This window comes from Intrasporangium sp. Soil_C_50 (assembly GCF_057656595.1).
Genome location: NZ_JBDGKB010000009.1, coordinates 123,526 through 141,483 on the forward strand (window position 1 = coordinate 123,526; position 17,958 = coordinate 141,483).

16 protein-coding genes are annotated in these 17,958 nt (G+C 73.1%); all 16 read left to right on the forward strand.

Annotated elements, in window-relative coordinates; translation table 11 throughout:
• The first annotated feature begins 106 nt into the window (after positions 1-106).
• On the forward strand, positions 107-1,420 hold the full coding sequence (locus AC3A5R_RS17075; RefSeq protein WP_487621957.1) for an MFS transporter: 1,314 nt from the start codon (positions 107-109) through the stop codon (positions 1,418-1,420).
• Between the two features lie 291 nt (positions 1,421-1,711).
• Positions 1,712-2,380, forward strand: a complete 669-nt coding sequence (infC, locus tag AC3A5R_RS17080) for a translation initiation factor IF-3 (protein WP_487621972.1) — start codon at positions 1,712-1,714, stop codon at positions 2,378-2,380.
• 97 nt (positions 2,381-2,477) lie between these two features.
• The gene (gene rpmI, locus AC3A5R_RS17085) at positions 2,478-2,672 is read left to right on the forward strand and encodes a 50S ribosomal protein L35 (RefSeq protein ID WP_323101470.1); all 195 of its coding nucleotides are present in this window, start codon (positions 2,478-2,480) and stop codon (positions 2,670-2,672) included.
• A gap of 92 nt (positions 2,673-2,764) precedes the next feature.
• Positions 2,765-3,151, forward strand: coding sequence for a 50S ribosomal protein L20 (rplT, locus tag AC3A5R_RS17090; protein ID WP_323101469.1), 387 nt, complete (start codon positions 2,765-2,767; stop codon positions 3,149-3,151).
• Positions 3,152-3,188: 37 nt separating this feature from the next.
• On the forward strand, positions 3,189-3,992 hold the full coding sequence (locus tag AC3A5R_RS17095) for a TrmH family RNA methyltransferase (RefSeq protein WP_487621958.1): 804 nt from the start codon (positions 3,189-3,191) through the stop codon (positions 3,990-3,992).
• Between the two features lie 63 nt (positions 3,993-4,055).
• On the forward strand, positions 4,056-5,195 hold the full coding sequence (locus AC3A5R_RS17100) for a sensor histidine kinase (RefSeq protein WP_487621959.1): 1,140 nt from the start codon (positions 4,056-4,058) through the stop codon (positions 5,193-5,195).
• Positions 5,196-5,305: 110 nt separating this feature from the next.
• Positions 5,306-6,415, forward strand: coding sequence for a phenylalanine--tRNA ligase subunit alpha (gene pheS, locus AC3A5R_RS17105; RefSeq protein ID WP_487621960.1), 1,110 nt, complete (start codon positions 5,306-5,308; stop codon positions 6,413-6,415).
• A gap of 4 nt (positions 6,416-6,419) precedes the next feature.
• Entirely contained in the window at positions 6,420-8,978 is a 2,559-nt protein-coding gene (gene pheT, locus AC3A5R_RS17110; protein ID WP_487621961.1) for a phenylalanine--tRNA ligase subunit beta, read from the forward strand.
• A 67-nt stretch (positions 8,979-9,045) separates the two neighbouring features.
• The gene (gene argC, locus AC3A5R_RS17115; protein WP_487621962.1) at positions 9,046-10,086 is read left to right on the forward strand and encodes an N-acetyl-gamma-glutamyl-phosphate reductase; all 1,041 of its coding nucleotides are present in this window, start codon (positions 9,046-9,048) and stop codon (positions 10,084-10,086) included.
• Complete coding sequence (argJ, locus tag AC3A5R_RS17120) at positions 10,083-11,255, forward strand: bifunctional glutamate N-acetyltransferase/amino-acid acetyltransferase ArgJ (RefSeq protein WP_487621963.1); 1,173 nt, start codon at positions 10,083-10,085, stop codon at positions 11,253-11,255. The genes argC and argJ overlap by 4 nt, the downstream gene beginning before the upstream one ends.
• Positions 11,252-12,238: an acetylglutamate kinase gene (gene argB, locus AC3A5R_RS17125; protein WP_487621964.1), complete on the forward strand. Its 987-nt coding sequence runs from the start codon at positions 11,252-11,254 to the stop codon at positions 12,236-12,238. Before argJ ends, argB begins: the two co-directional genes overlap by 4 nt.
• Positions 12,235-13,455 (forward strand): acetylornithine transaminase, encoded by a 1,221-nt coding sequence (locus tag AC3A5R_RS17130; RefSeq protein ID WP_487621965.1) that lies wholly within the window; start codon positions 12,235-12,237, stop codon positions 13,453-13,455. Before argB ends, AC3A5R_RS17130 begins: the two co-directional genes overlap by 4 nt.
• Positions 13,452-13,937, forward strand: coding sequence for an arginine repressor (gene argR, locus AC3A5R_RS17135; RefSeq protein ID WP_487621966.1), 486 nt, complete (start codon positions 13,452-13,454; stop codon positions 13,935-13,937). Before AC3A5R_RS17130 ends, argR begins: the two co-directional genes overlap by 4 nt.
• 51 nt (positions 13,938-13,988) lie before the next feature.
• Positions 13,989-15,458 carry an argininosuccinate lyase gene (argH, locus tag AC3A5R_RS17140; RefSeq protein WP_487621967.1) on the forward strand — a complete coding sequence of 490 codons (1,470 nt, stop codon included), beginning with the start codon at positions 13,989-13,991 and terminating at the stop codon, positions 15,456-15,458.
• 3 nt (positions 15,459-15,461) lie between these two features.
• Positions 15,462-16,142: a DNA-3-methyladenine glycosylase gene (locus AC3A5R_RS17145; RefSeq protein WP_487621968.1), complete on the forward strand. Its 681-nt coding sequence runs from the start codon at positions 15,462-15,464 to the stop codon at positions 16,140-16,142.
• 121 nt (positions 16,143-16,263) lie between these two features.
• On the forward strand, positions 16,264-17,526 hold the full coding sequence (gene tyrS / locus AC3A5R_RS17150) for a tyrosine--tRNA ligase (protein WP_487621969.1): 1,263 nt from the start codon (positions 16,264-16,266) through the stop codon (positions 17,524-17,526).
• The last annotated feature ends 432 nt before the right edge of the window (positions 17,527-17,958 follow it).

Below are 17,958 nucleotides of genomic sequence, written 5' to 3' on the forward strand. Positions count from 1 at the left end.
CAGCCCGGCGCCCACAAGGGAATGCGTCACGCCCCTGCCGGCACCCGTGGAACGCGGGTGCGAAACACGGGTGCGACGTGTCGGTGGCGGGTGGTTGGCTTGGTCCATGGACCTCCGGAAGTACGGGCCGGTGCTCGCAAACCGCGACACCCGACGCGCGCTGCTGCTCGGCTTCCTCATCCGCGTGCCGATGTGGGCCGGTGGCGTCATCCTGACGCTGCACGTCGTCACAAGCCTCGGTCGCAGCTACGGCGCGGCCGGGCTCGTCTCGGCCGCCTCGACGATCGCCGTCGCGATCTCCGGCCCGTGGCGCGGCCGGCTCCTGGACCGGATCGGCCTGCGCCGCACGGTCGGTCCCTCGCTGCTCGTCCAGGTCGTCTGCTGGTCGATCGCGCCCTGGGTCGGCTACGCGCCCCTCATCGGGCTCGCGGCGCTCGCCGGCCTCTTCGTCGTACCGACGTTCTCGATCCTGCGCCAGGTCATCATCCGGTCGGTGCCGAGCGAGCAGCGGCGCACCGCCCTGTCGCTCGACTCCTCGGCCACCGAGCTGTCGTTCATGGCGGGCCCGGCCATCGGCGTCTGGCTCGCGACGTCCTGGGAGACCGGGTGGGCGCTGTTCGTCTGCGAGATGGCGGCCGTGGCCGCCGGGTGCGTCCTGTGGGCCGTCAACCCGCCGCTCAGGACAGCCCCCACCACCGGGGGCCCCGACGCCACGGACGACGCGGAGACCGCCGACACCGTGGCCTCCGACGCAGGCGCGCCGGCGCCGCGTCGGGCGATCCACGGCTTCGTGACGCTCCCGGTCGCCGCGGTGCTCCTCGCGGCCGCGTGCTCGACCCTCGTGCTGTCCGGCACCGACGTGTCGGTCGTCGCGGCGCTGCGCAGCTTCGGCTCCACCGGCTCGATCGGCTGGGTGCTCGCGCTCTGGGGGCTGGGGTCGCTCGTCGGCGGTCTGGTCTACGGCGCCTGGCACCGGTCGGTCTCCGTCTTCTGGCTCCTCACCGGGCTCGCGGCCACCACCGCTCCCGTCGCCCTCGCCGTCGGCGTCCCGAGCTTCGCCGTCCTCGTCACCGTGTGCGGCCTGCTCTGCGCCCCCACCGTCACGGCCACCGTCGAGCAGCTGAGCCGGCTCGTGCCCGAGAGGCACCGCGGCGAGATGATGGGCTGGCACGGCTCGGCCATGACGGCTGGGTCCGCGCTCGGCGCCCCGATCGCCGGGTTCGCCATCGACCGCGGTGGGTGGCAGTGGGGCTTCCTCGTCGTGTCGGCCGTCGGCCTCGTCGTCGCGCTCGCCGGCGCCCTCGCGCCCCGCGGACGCCGGCGCGTCCGCCCCGACGCCGACACCGCGGCGCAGCCTGCAGCCCTGGCCCCCGGCGTCGATTCGGTCCCCGGCGCTCCGGCTGCTACCCTTGAGCACTGACCAGTCGTCCACGCATCGTGCCCCCGGGCCGGAGCGCGGACGACGTGCAAGAGAAGCTCGCTTCCACCCGCGTCGACCAGTAGGTCGCCGGGTCCCAGGTCTGCTCGACGGAGCGTCACCACGCGGCTGTGTGGTGGGCACCGGCGAGCCGCGTGCGGCGTCGGCGACGACACCGACCGCGTGAACCCAGGGCTCCTCGTGCACTCACGAGGAGCCTTTTCTCGTTCGGGGTCAGGAACCGGCAGAGCAGTTCCTGCAGGTCACACCAGTCATCGAACTTAGGAGCACCACATCAGCGAGCCTCGCATCAACGAGCGCATCCGGGTCCCGGAAGTGCGTTTGGTTGGCCCCAACGGTGAGCAGGTCGGCATCGTGCGCGTCGAGGACGCGCTGCGTCTGGCCGAGGAGGCGAACCTCGACCTCGTCGAGGTGGCCCCCATGGCCAAGCCGCCGGTCGCCAAGCTCATGGACTTCGGCAAGTTCAAGTACGAAGCCGCCATGAAGGCACGGGAAGCCCGCAAGAACCAGGTCAACACGGTCATCAAGGAGATCAAGCTCCGCCCGAAGATCGACCCGCACGACTACGGCACGAAGAAGGGCCACGTCGAGCGGTTCCTCAAGGCCGGTGACAAGGTCAAGGTGACGATCATGTTCCGCGGTCGCGAGCAGAGCCGTCCCGAGCTCGGCCGTCGCCTGCTCGAGCGTCTCGCCGACGACATCGCCGAGCTCGGCTACGTCGAGTCGGCGCCGAAGCAGGACGGCCGCAACATGATCATGGTGATCGGGCCGACGAAGAAGAAGGCCGAGGCCCGCGCCGAGCAGCGCCGGGCCCGCACCACCACCCCGGCCGGCGCCGAGGGTGAGGTCGCTCCGCAGGCCGAGCAGGCCGGCGAGCAGACGACCGAGCACACCCCCGAGCACACCTCCGAACCGACCACCGAGACCGCCGCCGCCGAGTGACCGGCGGTCCGGACTCCCCGGCGGGCTCCCCGAGCCCGCCGCACCACGGACGACGTACGCCTCACGTACGCACGCAACACGAAGGAGATCGGCCACCATGCCGAAGATGAAGACGCACAGCGGTGCGAAGAAGCGTTTCCGCCTCACGGGCACCGGCAAGGTCATGCGCGAGCAGGCCGGCGGCCGCCACCTGCTCGAGCACAAGTCGAGCAAGAAGATGCGTTCCATCGCGAACGACGTCCAGGTCTCCGCCCCGGACGCCAAGAAGGTCAAGAAGCTCCTCGGCAAGTGAGCCGAGACCCCCACAGCATCCGCTGAGCAGCCGGGACGTCTCGGTCGGGCCAGCAACACCTCAGTGTGTTTCAGTAAAGAAGGAGTGTTCACGTGGCACGCGTGAAGCGGGCGGTCAACGCCCAGAAGAAGCGTCGCGTCGTTCTCGAGCGCGCGAGCGGTTACCGCGGTCAGCGGTCGCGTCTCTACCGCAAGGCCAAGGAGCAGGTCACCCACTCGCTGGGCTACGCCTACCGTGACCGTCGCGCCAAGAAGGGTGACTTCCGTCGCCTCTGGATCCAGCGCATCAACGCCGCGGCCCGCGCCAACGGCATGACCTACAACCGGTTCATGCAGGGCCTCAAGGCCGCCGGTGTCGAGGTCGACCGCAAGATCCTCGCGGACCTCGCCGTCAACGACGCGCCGGCCTTCGCCACCCTCGTCGAGCTCTCGCGGGCCAACGTCCCCGCTACGGCCGACAAGGCCGGCGACGCCGCCTGAGCGTCACCCGCAGCGCACCCGAGCGCCGGGACACCCCGTGCTGACCAACACCCGATCCGATCGGGTCAAGGCGGTCCGGGCGTTGTCCCGGCGCTCCGTGCGTGAACGCACCGGCCAGTTCCTGGCCGAGGGTCCCCAGGCGGTCCGCGAGGCCGTCGCCCACCGGCCCGACGCCGTCCGCGACGTCTACGTCACGCCGGAGGCGGCGCAGCGGCACGAGGACATCGTCGCGGCCGCCCGCGCGACCGACCTGTGGGTCCACGAGGTGAGCCCCGAGGTGCTCGCCGCCATGTGCGACACCGAGTCGCCCCAGGGCCTGGCCGCCGTCTGCCAGACCGTCGACGTCTCTCTGGACGAGGCGCTCGACCGGGTCCCCGACGGCGGCTTCGTCTGCGTCCTCACCAACGTGCGCGACCCCGGCAACGCCGGCACCGTCATCCGGGGTGCCGACGCCGCCGGTGCCGACGCCGTCGTCGTCAGCGACGCCAGCGTCGACGTCTACAACGCGAAGGTCGTCCGCTCGACCGTCGGCTCGCTGTGGCACCTGCCGGTCGCCGTCGGCGTCCCCGTGCCGGAGATCCTGGAGGCGCTGCGCTCCCGCGGCGTCGCCCTGCTCGCCGCCGACGGCGCCGGCACGACGCTGCTGCACGACGCCGACCTGCACCGCACGCACGCGTGGGTCATGGGCAACGAGGCGTGGGGCCTGCCCGCCGAGATCCGCAGCGCCTGCGACGACGTCGTCCGGGTGCCGATCTACGGCGCCGCCGAGTCGCTCAACCTCGCCATGGCTGCCACCGTGTGCCTCTACGCGTCCGCCGAGGCGCGCCGCACCGGGCGCTGACCCGGCATCTCGGCACGGGTCCGGAGGGGCACGGTCGCCCCGGGCGTGACTATCCTCGCTCCCATGACCCGCGTCGACGGTTCCGGCGACCACCTGCCCCGGTCCGCGGACGCCACGGCCCCGGTGGCGATGATGGGCGAGCTGCTGCCGGACGGCCTCGTGGTCGTCGGGCCCGACCGGTGCATCCGCTTCGTCAACGCCGAGGCGGCGCGCATCCTGACGTGCACGCCCGACGAGCTCGTCGGCCGGCCCCTCGACGAGGGACTGCCCTTCACGGACAAGTACGGCCGGCCGTGGTGGGAGCACACCGACCCCTGGGGCGGCCTCGCCTCGAGCCCCGGCCACCGCGAGAAGCTGCTCGTCGCCCCTGCGGGCCAGGACGTCCTCGTCACGGCCCGGTACGTCCGTGGCGCGGACGGCGGCATCGAACGGATCCTGCTCGGGCTGCGCGACGCCGAGGCCCGCCAGCGCGCCGAGCGCGAGCAGGCGACCGTGCTGTCGACCGTCGCCCACGAGCTGCGCGCGCCGTTGACGTCGGTCACCGGCTTCACGAGCAGCCTGCTGCGCCGGTGGGACCGGTTCACCGACGAGCAGAAGCGCCTCATGATCGAGACCATCGAGTCCGACGCGACGCGCCTGACCCGCCTCATCACCGAGCTGCTCGACATCTCGCGCCTCGACTCCGACAGCCTCAACCTGCGGCTCGGCCCGGTCGACCTCCAGGCGGTACTGCGCGGCCACGTGGCCCGGTACGAGGTCGGACGCGCACCGGGCGCCGTGGCGCTGCGGCTCGGCCCGGCGGCCAGCGCGCGGGGTCTGCCCGAGATGTGGGCCGACACCGACCGCCTCGAGCAGATCTTCTTCAACCTCATCGAGAACGCCCTCCAGCACGGCTCCGGCCCGGTCATCGTGACCCTCGACCGCGACGGGGCGCCCGAGGGCGCGCGGGACGCATCGGGCGTCGAGTCCGTCGTCATCCACGTCGACGACGAGGGGGAGGGCATCGCGCCCGCCGATCGCGACAAGGTGTTCGGCCGCTTCTGGCACGGCCCGTCGAACGCGAGCACCGGCCTGGGGCTCTACGTCGTGCGCGGCCTCGTCGAGGCACACGGCGGCACGGTCCACGTCTCCGACAGCGATGCCGGCGGTGCCCGGTTCGTCGTGCGCCTGCCGGCGGGACTGCCGGCGGTCGTCGGCCCCTGACGCCGCAGCCAGGCAGGTCGGCCGGACGTCGCGGAAACCGGTTCGACGCCGCCCCTAGACTGGCAGCCCAGAACCGACCCGCACCCGAGCGAGAGCAGCCACGCACGCCGATGTCCGGACCCAACACGAACTACGACCCGGTCGAGGTCTCCGCCCTCGACCCGGCACAGATCGACGCCGCCGTCGAGGAGGCCCTCGCCGCGATCGCCGCGGCCACCTCGCTCGACGACCTCAAGGCCGTGCGCACCGCCCACCAGGGTGAGAAGAGCGCCCTCGCCCTGGCCAACCGCGAGATCGGCGCCCTGCCCCCGAGCGCCAAGGCCGAGGCCGGCAAGCGCGTCGGGCAGGCGCGGGGACGCGTCGGGCAGGCCGTCGCCGCGCGGCAGGTGCAGCTCGAGGCCGAGCGCGACGAGCGCATCCTCGTCGAGGAGCGCGTCGACGTCACGGTCCCGGTGGCCCGCCGGCCGCTCGGCTCGCGCCACCCCATCGAGCTGACCGCCCAGCGCCTCGTCGACGCCTTCGTCGGGATGGGCTGGGAGGTCGCCGAGGGGCCCGAGCTCGAGAGCGAGTGGCTCAACTTCGATGCCCTCAACCTCGGTCCGGACCACCCGGCCCGGCAGATGCAGGACACCTTCTTCCTCGACCCGGTCGACTCGGGTCTCGTGCTGCGCACCCAGACCTCCCCGGTGCAGATCCGCACGATGCTCGAGAAGGAGCCGCCGATCTACATCGTCGCCCCGGGCAAGGTGTTCCGCACCGACGACCTCGACGCCACGCACACGCCGGTCTTCCACCAGATCGAGTGCCTCGCCATCGACAGGGGCCTGACGATGGCCCACCTGCGCGGCGCGCTCGACGCGTTCGTGCGCATCATGTTCGGCGAGGACACCCGCACCCGGGTGCGCGCCAACTACTTCCCCTTCACCGAGCCGAGCATGGAGACCGACTTCCTCTGCTTCGCGTGCCACGGGGCCGAGACGTGGGGCACGCCGGAGCAGTGCCGCACGTGCGGCGGCTCGGGCTGGATCGAGCTCGGTGGCTCGGGCATGGTCAACCGCAAGGTGCTGCGCACGTGCGGCATCGACCCCGACGTCTACTCGGGGTTCGCCTTCGGCCTCGGCATCGAGCGCGCGCTCATGCTGCGCCACGGGGTGCAGGGCATGCACGAGATGGTCGAGGGCGACGTCCGCTTCTCGCAGCAGTTCGGAATGGGGGCCTGACCCGATGCGCATGCCACTGACCTGGCTCGCCGAGTACACCGACCTGCCCGCGGGCGCCACCGGCGCCGACGTCGCGGCCGGTCTCGTCGGCGTCGGCCTCGAGGAGGAGGACCTCCACGGCGGCGACATCACCGGCCCGCTCGTCGTCGGGCGCGTCCTCGAGTTCGTCGAGGAGCCGCAGAAGAACGGCAAGACGATCCGCTGGTGCACCGTCGACGTCGGCCAGCACGGCCAGATGGTCTCCGAGGGCAAGCACCAGGAGATCGTCTGCGGCGCCGACAACTTCGCGGTCGGCGACCTCGTCGTCGTCGTGCTGCCGGGGGCGACGCTGCCCGGCGGCTTCCACATCGCCGCGCGCAAGACGTACGGGCACGTGTCCAACGGCATGATCTGCGCCGAGGACGAGCTCGGCATCGGGCACGACCACAGCGGCATCATCGTCCTCGAGCGGCTGCTCGGCGCCGAGAAGGCCGCAGAGGTGCGGCCGGGTGACGACGCCATCGCCCTGCTCGGCCTCGCCGAGGAGACCGTCGAGACCAACGTGACCCCCGACCGCGGGTACTGCTTCTCGGTCCGTGGCCTGGCCCGCGAGTACTGGCACAGCCAGGGCAGCCCGGCCGGTGGCTACCGTGACCCCGCAGCCATCGACGTGCCGGAGGGCAACGACGCGGGCCACCCGATCCGCGTCGAGGACGACGAGCCGCTCGAGGGCGTCGTCGGCTGCGACCGGTTCGTGGCGCGCGTCGTGCGAGGCATCGACCCCACGCGTCCGTCGCCACCGTGGATGCAGAAGCGCCTGACGCAGATGGGTATGCGCCCGATCTCCCTCGCCGTCGACGTGACGAACTACGTCATGCTCGCCGTCGGACAGCCGCTGCACGCCTACGACCTCGCAAAGCTCGGCGGCCCCGTCGTCGTGCGCCGCGCGCGGGCGGGGGAGTCGCTGACGACCCTCGACGACGTCGAGCGCACGCTGTCCACCGAAGACCTGCTCATCACCGACTCCGGCGAGCGGCCGCTCGCCATCGCGGGTGTCATGGGTGGCGCGTCCTCCGAGGTCGACGACGCCACCACCGACGTCCTCGTCGAGGCGGCGCACTTCGACCCGACGACGGTCGCCCGCTCCTCGCGCCGGCACCGCCTCGTCACCGAGGCGTCCAAGCGTTTCGAGCGCGGCGTCGACCCCAAGGTCACGGCCGCGGCGGCCCAGCTCGCGGTCGACCTGCTCGTCGAGTTCGGCGGGGGCACCGTCGACCCCGGTGTCACCGACCTCGACGCCACGACCGACCGCGACGCGTACCTGCTCGACCTCACCGAGCCGGGCCGCATCATCGGCATCGACTACCCGCGGGAGCGGGTCGTGCAGATCCTGCGCGACCTCGGCTGCACCGTCGACGAGCAGGGGCCGGGCACCGACGCCGGGCACGTCCTCGTGACGCCGCCGTCGTGGCGCCCCGACCTCGTCGACGCGCCCGACTACGCCGAGGAGGTCGCGCGGATCGACGGGTACAACAACATCCCCTCGATCACGCCGACGCCCTCGCAGGGCCGCGGCCTGACGCACGCCCAGCGCACCCGGCGGCTCGTCGCCGACGCGCTGGCCGGCGCCGGCTACACCGAGGTGCTCAGCTACCCGTTCGTCGGCGAGGAGCTCTCCGACCAGCTCGGGCTGCCCGCCGACGACGACCGCCGGCAGGCGGTCCGCGTCGCGAACCCGCTGTCCGAGGAGCGTCCGCTGCTGCGCACCACGGTGCTCGCCAGCCTCGTCGACGTCCTGCGCCGCAACCTGGCGCGCGGCCACAAGGACGTCGCGCTCTACGAGCTCGGCCTCGTGTTCCGCCCCGGCGGCCCGCTCGCCAAGGCGCCGGTGCCCGGCGTCGGCGCGCGTCCCGACGACGCAACCCTCGAGGACCTCTACGCGGCGGTGCCGCCCCAGCCGCGCCGGGCAGCCGTCGTGGCCACCGGCCAGGCCGAGCCCGCCGGGTGGTGGGGACCGGGCCGGGCCGCCGACTGGAGCGACATGGTCGCGGCGGTCCAGGCGGTCGCGTCGGCGCTTGCCGTGCCGGTCACCGTGGCGGCCGATGCCGACCACGCGCCGTGGCACCCCGGCCGGTGCGCCCGCATCAGCCTCCCCGACGGCACGCTCGTCGGCCACGCCGGCGAGCTGCACCCGAAGGTGCTCGCGTCGCTAGACCTCCCGGCACGTACCGTCGCGGCCGAGTTCGACGTCGACGTGCTCATCGCCGCGAGCGAGGAGCCGGTGCAGGCAGCGTCGTTCTCGACCTTCCCGCCGGCCCTCACCGACGTCGCGCTGCTCGTCGCGAGTGGCGTCGCGGCCGCCGACGTCGAGCGGGCGCTGCGGGCCGGGGCGGGGGAGGCCCTCGAGTCGATCACGCTCTTCGACGTGTACGAGGGCGAGCGCGTCGAGGCCGGGCACCGGTCCCTCGCGTACCGGCTCACCTTCCGCGCCGCCGACCGGACGCTGACGACCGACGAGGTCAACGCCTTCCGCGACGCCGCGGTGGCGTCGGCGGCCGAGGCCACGGGGGCCGTCCAGCGCTGAGACGCGGCGCGACCGCGCCGTGAGGGCCGCATGCAGAAGTATGCACCGCGGTGTATAGTCATGCATCGTGACCAGGGCAGCAGTGGCGGGAGCGAGCGGCTACGCCGGAGGAGAGATCCTCCGGCTGCTGCTCGCCCACCCGCAGATCGAGGTCGGGGCCGTCACGGCGGCCAGCAGTGCGGGTGAACGGCTCGGGGGCGTTCACCCGCACCTGACCCCCCTCGCGGACCGCGTGCTCGAGCCGACGACGCCCGAGACCCTCACCGGCCACGACGTCGTCTTCCTCGCCCTGCCGCACGGCCACTCGGCCGCCATCGTCGCCGCGCTCCCGGACGACGTCGTCGTCATCGACTGCGGCGCCGACTTCCGGCTCGAGTCGGCCGACGCGTGGACCACCTTCTACGACACGCCGCACGCCGGGTCGTGGCCCTACGGCCTGCCCGAGCTGCCGCTCGCGGCCGGGACCCAGCGCGCCGCCCTCGCCGGCGCGACGCGCATCGCCGTCCCCGGCTGCTACCCGACCGGCATCTCCCTGGCCCTCGCACCCGGCTTCGCGGCCGGCGTCCTCGAGCCGGACGACGTCGTCGTCGTCGCGGCGTCGGGCACCTCGGGGGCGGGCAAGTCGCTCAAGCCGCACCTGCTCGGCGCCGAGGTCATGGGCGCGATGTCGCCCTACGGCGTCGGCGGCGGGCACCGGCACACCCCCGAGATCGAGCAGAACCTCGGTCGTGCGGGCGGCTCGCCGGTCACCGTCTCCTTCACCCCGACGCTGGCGCCGATGCCGCGCGGCATCCTCGCCACGTGCACGGCCCGGCTCGTGCCCGGCACCGACCCGGCCGCGGTCCGCGAGGCGTGGGAGAAGGCCTACGCGTCCGAGCCGTTCGTGCACGTCCTGCCCGAGGGCAGCTGGCCCTCCACCGGCAGCGTCGTCGGCAGCAACAACGTCCTGGTGCAGGTGGCGGTCGACGAGCGCCTCGGACGCGTCGTCGTCGTGTCGGCTGTCGACAACCTCACCAAGGGCACTGCCGGCGCAGCCGTCCAGTGCGCCAACCTCGCTCTCGGCCTCGAGGAGACGCTCGGCCTGCCCGTCGCGGGGGTGGCCCCGTGACCGCCGCAGCCCCGCAGCCCGCCGTCCACCTGCCGAAGGGCTTCCGCGCCGCCGGCGTCACCGCGGGACTCAAGGCCAGCGGTCGCCCCGACGTCGCGCTCGTCGTCAACGACGGGCCCGACCACCACGCCGCCGCCGTCTTCACGAGCAACCGCGTCGAGGCGGCGCCCGTCACGTGGTCGCGCCAGGTCGTCGCCGACCGACGCGTCGACGCGGTCGTCCTCAACTCCGGCGGCGCCAACGCCTGCACCGGTGCCCAGGGCTTCCTCGACACCCACCGCACCGCCGAGCACGTCGCCGAGGTCGTCGGGGCCTCGGCGGGCGACGTCGTCGTCTGCTCCACCGGGCTCATCGGCGAGCTGCTCCCGATGGAGCGGCTGCTCGCCGGCGTCGACGCCGCTGCGTCCGCGCTGAGCCCCCACGGCCACGGCGACGCCGCCGTCGCGATCATGACCACCGACACCGTCCGCAAGGTCGCGACGCACGTGGGGGAGGGCTGGAGCGTCTCCGGGATGGCCAAGGGCGCCGGCATGCTGGCCCCGGCCCTCGCGACGATGCTCGTCGTCCTCACGACCGACGCCGTCGTCGAGCCTTCCGACCTCGACGCCGCCCTGCGCGCCGCGACGGGCGTCTCCTTCGACCGCATCGACTCCGACGCCTGCATGTCGACGAACGACACCGTCGTCGTCCTCGCCTCCGGTGCCTCCGGCGTCCGCGTCGACGCCGCCACCCTGACCGACGCGCTCACCGCGGTGAGCGCCGACCTGGCCCGCCAGCTCATCGGCGACGCCGAGGGCGCGAGCCACGACATCGCCATCGAGGTGCGGAACGCGGCGTCGGTCGACGACGCCCTCGAGGTGGCCCGGGCCGTCGCGCGCAACAACCTCTTCAAGTGCGCCGTCTTCGGCAACGACCCCAACTGGGGCCGGGTGCTCGCCGCCGTCGGCACGACGCACGCCGCGTTCGACCCGGCCGGACTCGACGTCGCGATGAACGGCGTCCAGGTGTGCCGCGCCGGCGGCGTCGGCGAGGACCGCTCGCTCGTCGACCTCACCGACCGCGAGGTCCACGTGCTCGTCGACCTCCACGCCGGGTCCGAGACCGCGACGGTGTGGACCAACGACCTCACGCACGACTACGTCCACGAGAACTCGGCCTACAGCACATGACCCGGACCAGCCCCGTCCACCCGACCCAGCGCAACGTGCGCGGGCTCATCGACGCCGCCGCGATCCGCGTCGCCGCCGGCAAGGCCGCGACGCTCGTCGAGGCCCTGCCGTGGCTCGAGCGGTTCCGCGGCGCGCTCGTCGTCGTCAAGTACGGCGGCAACGCCATGGTCGACGAGGGCCTGAAGAAGGCCTTCGCCGAGGACATCGCCTTCCTCCGGTACGCCGGCCTGCGACCCGTCGTCGTCCACGGCGGCGGCCCGCAGATCAAGGCGATGCTCGACCGCGTCGGTCTCGAGAGCGAGTTCCGCGGCGGCCTGCGCGTCACGACGCCCGAGGTCATGGACGTCGTCCGGATGGTCCTCACCGGTCAGGTCGGGCGCGAGCTCGTCGGGCTGCTCAACCAGCACGGCCCGATCGCAGTGGGCCTGTCCGGGGAGGACGCGTCGCTGCTCGGGGCGCGCCGTCGCAGCACGCTCGTCGACGGCGAGGAGGTCGACCTCGGCCTCGTCGGTGACGTCGAGAGCGTCAACCCCTCGGCGATCCTCGACATCCTCGACGCCGGCCGCGTGCCCGTCGTCTCGACGGTGGCCCCCGACCTCGACGTCGACGGCCAGGTGCTCAATGTCAACGCCGACTCGGCGGCGGCCGCGATCGCCGTGGCGCTGCAGGCCGAGAAGCTCGTCGTGCTCACCGACGTCGAGGGGATCTACGCCAACTGGCCCGACCGCAGCTCGCTGCTGTCGACGATCGACCTCACGGCGGCGCGCGAGCTGCTGAGCCGCGTCGACGCCGGCATGGTCCCCAAGCTCGAGGCGTGCATCCGCGCCGTCGAGGGCGGCGTGCCGCAGACGCACGTCGTCGACGGGCGGGCGCCGCACTCCATCCTGCTCGAGATCTTCACCGACGAGGGCATCGGCACCATGGTCCTGCCCGACATCCGCTCGACGCCCGAGCGCGCCGAGACAGACGGGAGCCCGTCATGACCACCGGCACCCCCGCCGCCGCCCACGCGACCGGCCGCGAGCTGCTCGACCGGTACGCCGGGTCCTTCGTCCAGGTCTTCGGTGCGCCGCAGCTCGTCCTGGCCTCGGGCCACGGCTGCTGGGTCACCGACGTCGACGGCAACTGCTACCTCGACCTGCTCTCGGGCATCGCCGTCAACGCGCTCGGCCACGGCCACCCGGCGCTCGTGCAGGCCGTCGCCAAGCAGGCCGAGCAGGCGATCCACGTCTCCAACTTCTTCACCTCCGAGCCGGCCATCCTTCTCGCCGAGCGCCTTCTGCAGGTCGCCAAGGCACCCCAGGGCTCCGGCGTCTTCTTCGCCAACTCGGGCACCGAGGCCACCGAGGCCGCGATCAAGCTGTCGCGCCGCACCGGACGCACCCGCATCGTCGCGCTCGAGGGCGCGTTCCACGGCCGGTCCACCGGGGCGCTCGCGCTGACGCACAAGGAGGCCTACCGGGCCCCGTTCGAGCCGCTCATCCCCGAGGTCGTCTTCGTGCCGGCGGGCGACGCCGACGCCCTGCGTGGCGTCGTCGACGAGCACACGGCCGCGGTCGTCCTCGAGCCGGTGCAGGGTGAGGCCGGTGTGCGTGAGCTGTCCGACGACTACCTGCGCCTGGCTCGCGAGCTGACGTCCGCGCACGGTGCGCTGCTGGTCCTCGACGAGATCCAGAGCGGCATCGGCCGCACCGGCGACTGGTTCGCCCACCAGCGCTCGGGCATCGTGCCCGACGCCATGACGCTCGCCAAGGGCCTCGGTGGTGGCGTCCCGATCGGCGCCCTCGTGACGTTCGGCAGCGACGTCACCGCGATGCTCTCGGCCGGCCAGCACGGCACGACCTTCGGTGGCAACCCGCTCGCCTGCGCGGCCGGGCTGGCCGTGCTCGACACCATCGAGCGCGACGACCTGCTCGGCAACGTCCGACGCGTCGGGGCCCTCCTCGATGCCGTGGACGTGCCGGGTGTCAGCGGCACGCGCGGCCGCGGGCTGCTGCGCGCGATCGAGCTCGACGGCGTCTCCGCGACCGCCGCGATGGCCGCCGCCCGCGAGGCCGGCTACATCGTCAACGCGGTCACCCCGACGGCGCTGCGCCTCGCCCCGCCCCTCGTCATCGGCGAGGCCGAGCTGCAGCAGTTCCTCGACGACCTCCCCGGGATCCTGGTGGCCGCCCGCGCGGCCGAAGAGGGCACGCAGTGAGCCGCACCCAGCGCCAGCGCCGCATCGTCGAGCTGCTCGGCCAGCACCCCGTGCACAGCCAGGGCGAGCTCGCCGACCTGCTCGTCGCCGACGGCATCGACGTGACCCAGGCAACGCTGTCGCGCGACCTCGTCGAGGTCGGTGCGGTCAAGGTCCGCCGCGACCGCGCCCTCGTGTACGCGGTGCCGGGGGAGGGCGGCGAGGTCGCCGCCGTCGGTTCGCTCGGCGACTCCTCGTCGGCCCGGCTGCGTCGCACGTGCGAGGAGCTCCTCGTCTCGGCCACGGCCGCCGGCCAGCTCGTCGTCCTGCGCACCCCGCCCGGTGCCGCCAACTACCTCGCGTCGGCCATCGACCAGACGCGCGACCCCGACGTCGTCGGCACCATCGCCGGCGACGACACGATCATGATCGTCACCGACGGGGCCGAGCGCGCCGTCGCGGTCGCCGACCGGCTCCTCGCGCTCGCCGGCACCCGCGACTGACGCCCGCGCAGCCTCGACCGAACTGCTCCCCCCACATCCCAGGAGGACCCGATGCCGACCGACGCCACCCCCACCACGCCGGACGGCGTCGAACAGGGCGAGGCCGGCCAGGGCCGCGTCAGCCTCTGGGGCGGCCGGTTCAGCGGCGGCCCCGACCAGGCGCTCGCCGCCCTGAGCAAGAGCACGCACTTCGACTGGCGCCTCGCACCCCACGACATCGCCGGCTCACGCGCCCACGCCCGCGTGCTCGCCGCCGCTGGGCTGCTCTCCGACGAGCACCTCGCCGGCATGCTCGAGGGCCTGGACCGGCTCGAGGCCGACGTCCTTTCCGGCGCCTTCGTGCCGGCCGAGGACGACGAGGACGTGCACACGGCCCTCGAGCGCGGCCTCATCGACCGGGTCGGCACCGACCTCGGCGGGCGGCTGCGCGCCGGTCGCTCCCGCAACGACCAGGTTGCCACGCTCTTCCGGATGTACTTGCGCGAGCACGCGCGCGTCGTCGGTGGCCTCGTCCTTGACGTCGTCGACGCGCTCGTGACGCAGGCCGAGCGCCACCACGGCGTGCCGATGCCGGGTCGCACCCACCTGCAGCACGCGCAGCCCGTCCTGCTCGGCCACCACCTGCTCGCGCACGCGTGGGCGCTGCTGCGCGACGTCGACCGGCTCCGCGACTGGGACGCCCGCACCGACGCCTCGCCCTACGGGTCGGGGGCCCTCGCCGGCTCCTCGCTGGGCCTGGACCCCGAGGCCGTCGCCCGGGACCTCGGCTTCAGCCGTGCCGTCGAGAACTCCATCGACGGCACCGCCTCGCGCGACTTCGTCGCCGAGTTCGCCTTCGTCGCGGCCATGACTGCCGTCGACATCTCCCGGATCGCCGAGGAGGTCGTCATCTGGGCGACGAAGGAGTTCTCGTTCGTCACCCTGCACGACGCGTACTCGACGGGGTCGAGCATCATGCCGCAGAAGAAGAACCCTGACGTCGCCGAGCTCGCCCGGGGCAAGGCCGGTCGCCTCGTCGGCGACCTCGCCGGGCTGCTCACGACGCTCAAGGCCCTGCCGCTCGCGTACAACCGCGACCTGCAGGAGGACAAGGAGCCGGTCTTCGACGCCGTCGACACCCTCGAGGTGCTGCTGCCGGCGTTCTCGGGCATGGTCTCCACCCTGACCTTCCACACCGACCGTCTCGAGTCCCTCGCGCCGCAGGGCTTCGCGCTCGCCACCGACGTCGCCGAGTGGCTCGTCCGCGAGGGCGTGCCGTTCCGCATCGCCCACGAGGTGGCGGGGGAGTGCGTGCGGGTCTGCGAGTCGCGCGACATCGAGCTGTGGGACCTCACCGACGACGACTTCGCGGCGATCAGCGAGCACCTGACGCCGGGCGTCCGGTCGGTGCTGTCGGTCGAGGGCTCGCTCGCCTCCCGTGACGCCGCCGGAGGCACGGCTCCGGTCCGTGTCGCCGAGCAGCTCGAGGCCGCTCGCGGGCGCCTGGCCGCCTGGCGCGAGTGGACGGCCGCTAGCGTCTGACCAGTGACCGAGCCCGCAGCCCCGACGCGCCGTCGCGGGCCAGACCCGTCGGCGGGGGAGCGGCTGCCCCGCTCGTTCTTCGCCCGCCCCGTCCTCGAGGTGGCCCCCGACCTGCTCGGGTGCACGGTGACGCACGGGGGCGTGACGCTGCGTCTCACCGAGGTCGAGGCCTACGCGGGTGAGGTCGACCCCGGTTCGCACGCGTTCCGGGGCCCGACGCCGCGCACCCGCGTCATGTTCGGCCCTGCCGGGTTCCTCTACGTGTACTTCACCTACGGCCACCACTGGTGCGCCAACCTCGTCGCGGGCGACGAGGGAAATGCGTCGGCAGTGCTGCTGCGAGGTGGGGAGGTCGTCGACGGCCACGACGTCGCCGCGGCCCGACGCGTCGGGCAGCGGGAGCGCGACTGGGCCCGCGGTCCCGGCCGGCTGGGTCAGGTGCTCGCGCTCGGTTCGTCCGAGACCGGCCGCGACTTCTGCCGCCCTCCGATCGGCGACCCCGTGGACCTCGTCGTGCGCGCGCCGGTCACTGCGCCCGACGCCGCCCACGTGCGCACCGGGCCGCGCGTCGGGGTGAGCGGGGCGGGTGGCGACGGTTCGGTGTTCCCGTGGCGGTTCTGGCTCGACGGCGAGCCGACGGTGTCGGCGTACCGCCCGGGCGTGGTTCGGCGGCGCCGGCCGTGATGTGGGACGAGCGGCAACCCGTTGGCCCCCGCAGGTGGGCGTAGGGCAGGCTGTGCGCGTGGGCACCGGGCCCATGGCCGGCTGATGCCGGCCGATGTCCGACCGAGAGGAACCGATACCCGTGACCGACATCTTCGACGAGCTGCAGTGGCGCGGCCTGGTGGCGCAGACCACCGACGAGGCGGCGCTGCGCGAGGCACTCGCCGACGGGCCGATCACGCTGTATTGCGGTTTCGACCCGAGCGCGCCCTCGCTGCACTTCGGCAACTTCGTCCAGCTGTCCGTCATGCGGCGGATGCAGGCGGCCGGGCACCACGTCATCTGCCTGGTCGGCGGGTCGACGGGACTCATCGGAGACCCGAAGCCCGACTCCGAACGAGTCCTGCAGGACAAGGACACGATCGCCGCGGCGGTGGCGCGCATCCAGCAGCTCGTGGGGCCGCTGCTCGACTTCGAGGGCGACAACCCGGCCGTGCTCGTCAACAACCTCGACTGGACGGCGCCGATGAGCGCCCTCGACTTCCTGCGCGACGTCGGCCGGCACTTCCGGGTCAACCAGATGATCCGCAAGGAGGCCGTGGCGCGGCGCCTCGAGAGCGACCAGGGCATCTCGTACACCGAGTTCAGCTACCAGATGCTCCAGGCGCTCGACTACCTCGAGCTGTACCGCAGCCGGGGCTGCGTGCTCCAGATCGGTGGCAGCGACCAGTGGGGCAACATCACCGCCGGTGTCGACCTCGTGCACCGGGTCGAGGGGCGCTCGGTGCACGCCCTGGCGACCCCGCTGCTCGTCGATTCGACCGGTCGCAAGTTCGGCAAGTCGGAGGGCAACGCCGTGTGGCTCAGCGCCGACATGACGAGCCCCTACGCCTTCTACCAGTACTTCCTCAACGTCGAGGACGCGTCGGTCGTCGGCATGCTCAAGGCGCTCTCCGACCGGTCCCGCGAGGAGATCGGCGAGCTCGAGCGGCAGGTGGCCGAGGAGCCGTTCCGTCGGGCGGCGCAGCGCACGCTGGCCGCCGACGTCACGACGCTCGTGCACGGCGCTGCGGCGACCGAGGCGGTGCAGGCTGCCTCCGAGGCCCTGTTCGGCAAGGGCGATCTCGGCGTGCTCGACGCCTCGACCCTCAAGGACGCGACCTCCGAGCTGCCGGGCGCCGACGTCGCGGTCGGCGGGTCGTTCGTGGATGCCCTGGTGGCGGTCGGCCTCGTGGAGTCGCGCAACGCGGCCCGACGTGCGATCGCCGACGGCGGAGCCTCGCTCAACAACGCCAAGGTCACCGATCCCGAGCTCGTGCTCGGCGAGGGCGACTTCCTGCACGGTGAGGTCGCCGTCCTCAAGCGCGGCCGCCGGAACCTGGCGGCGGCGCGACGCTCGGGCTGACGTCCTCCGTGCATGTCGGGAGGCTCGCCGACGCGCTTCGGGGGGCTCTTTAGGCACCTGAACGGCCGGGTTCCGTTGTGATGCAACGGGATCCGGCCGTCCTGCGTCCTCGGGGGCCGGGATTTGTGTTTCCCGCGGGGGCCGGGCTACTGTTCTCTTCGTCAGCCCGACAGGGAGGAACGGACGCCACGGCGATCGAGTGAATCGGTCGCGAAGCAGGCCGGTCCCGGGGCAGACATCCGGTGGGTCCACGACCACGTGATGGTCGTCCGTCCACCAAGCCCCGAGCCAGTCCGGAGGGGCTCGAGCAGCTGCTCCGACGGAGCGCCGCCCGAGTTGACCGGGACGAAGCGAACGGGTAAGTTTGAAGGGTTGCCCCGGAGGCCGGGCCCGCGATGGTGGGTGTGGTTGATGGTGTGTGTCTGATGCTTG

Bases quoted from the DNA above. Each gene is read 5' to 3' on its own strand.
- argH (WP_487621967.1), top strand. From the start codon at position 13,989: ATGCCGACCGACGCCACCCCCACCACGCCGGACGGCGTCGAACAGGGC.
- AC3A5R_RS17100 (WP_487621959.1), top strand. From the start codon at position 4,056: ATGACCCGCGTCGACGGTTCCGGCGACCACCTGCCCCGGTCCGCGGAC.
- rpmI (WP_323101470.1), top strand. From the start codon at position 2,478: ATGCCGAAGATGAAGACGCACAGCGGTGCGAAGAAGCGTTTCCGCCTC.
- AC3A5R_RS17130 (WP_487621965.1), top strand. From the start codon at position 12,235: ATGACCACCGGCACCCCCGCCGCCGCCCACGCGACCGGCCGCGAGCTG.
- pheT (WP_487621961.1), top strand. From the start codon at position 6,420: ATGCGCATGCCACTGACCTGGCTCGCCGAGTACACCGACCTGCCCGCG.
- AC3A5R_RS17075 (WP_487621957.1), top strand. From the start codon at position 107: ATGGACCTCCGGAAGTACGGGCCGGTGCTCGCAAACCGCGACACCCGA.
- pheS (WP_487621960.1), top strand. From the start codon at position 5,306: ATGTCCGGACCCAACACGAACTACGACCCGGTCGAGGTCTCCGCCCTC.
- argB (WP_487621964.1), top strand. From the start codon at position 11,252: ATGACCCGGACCAGCCCCGTCCACCCGACCCAGCGCAACGTGCGCGGG.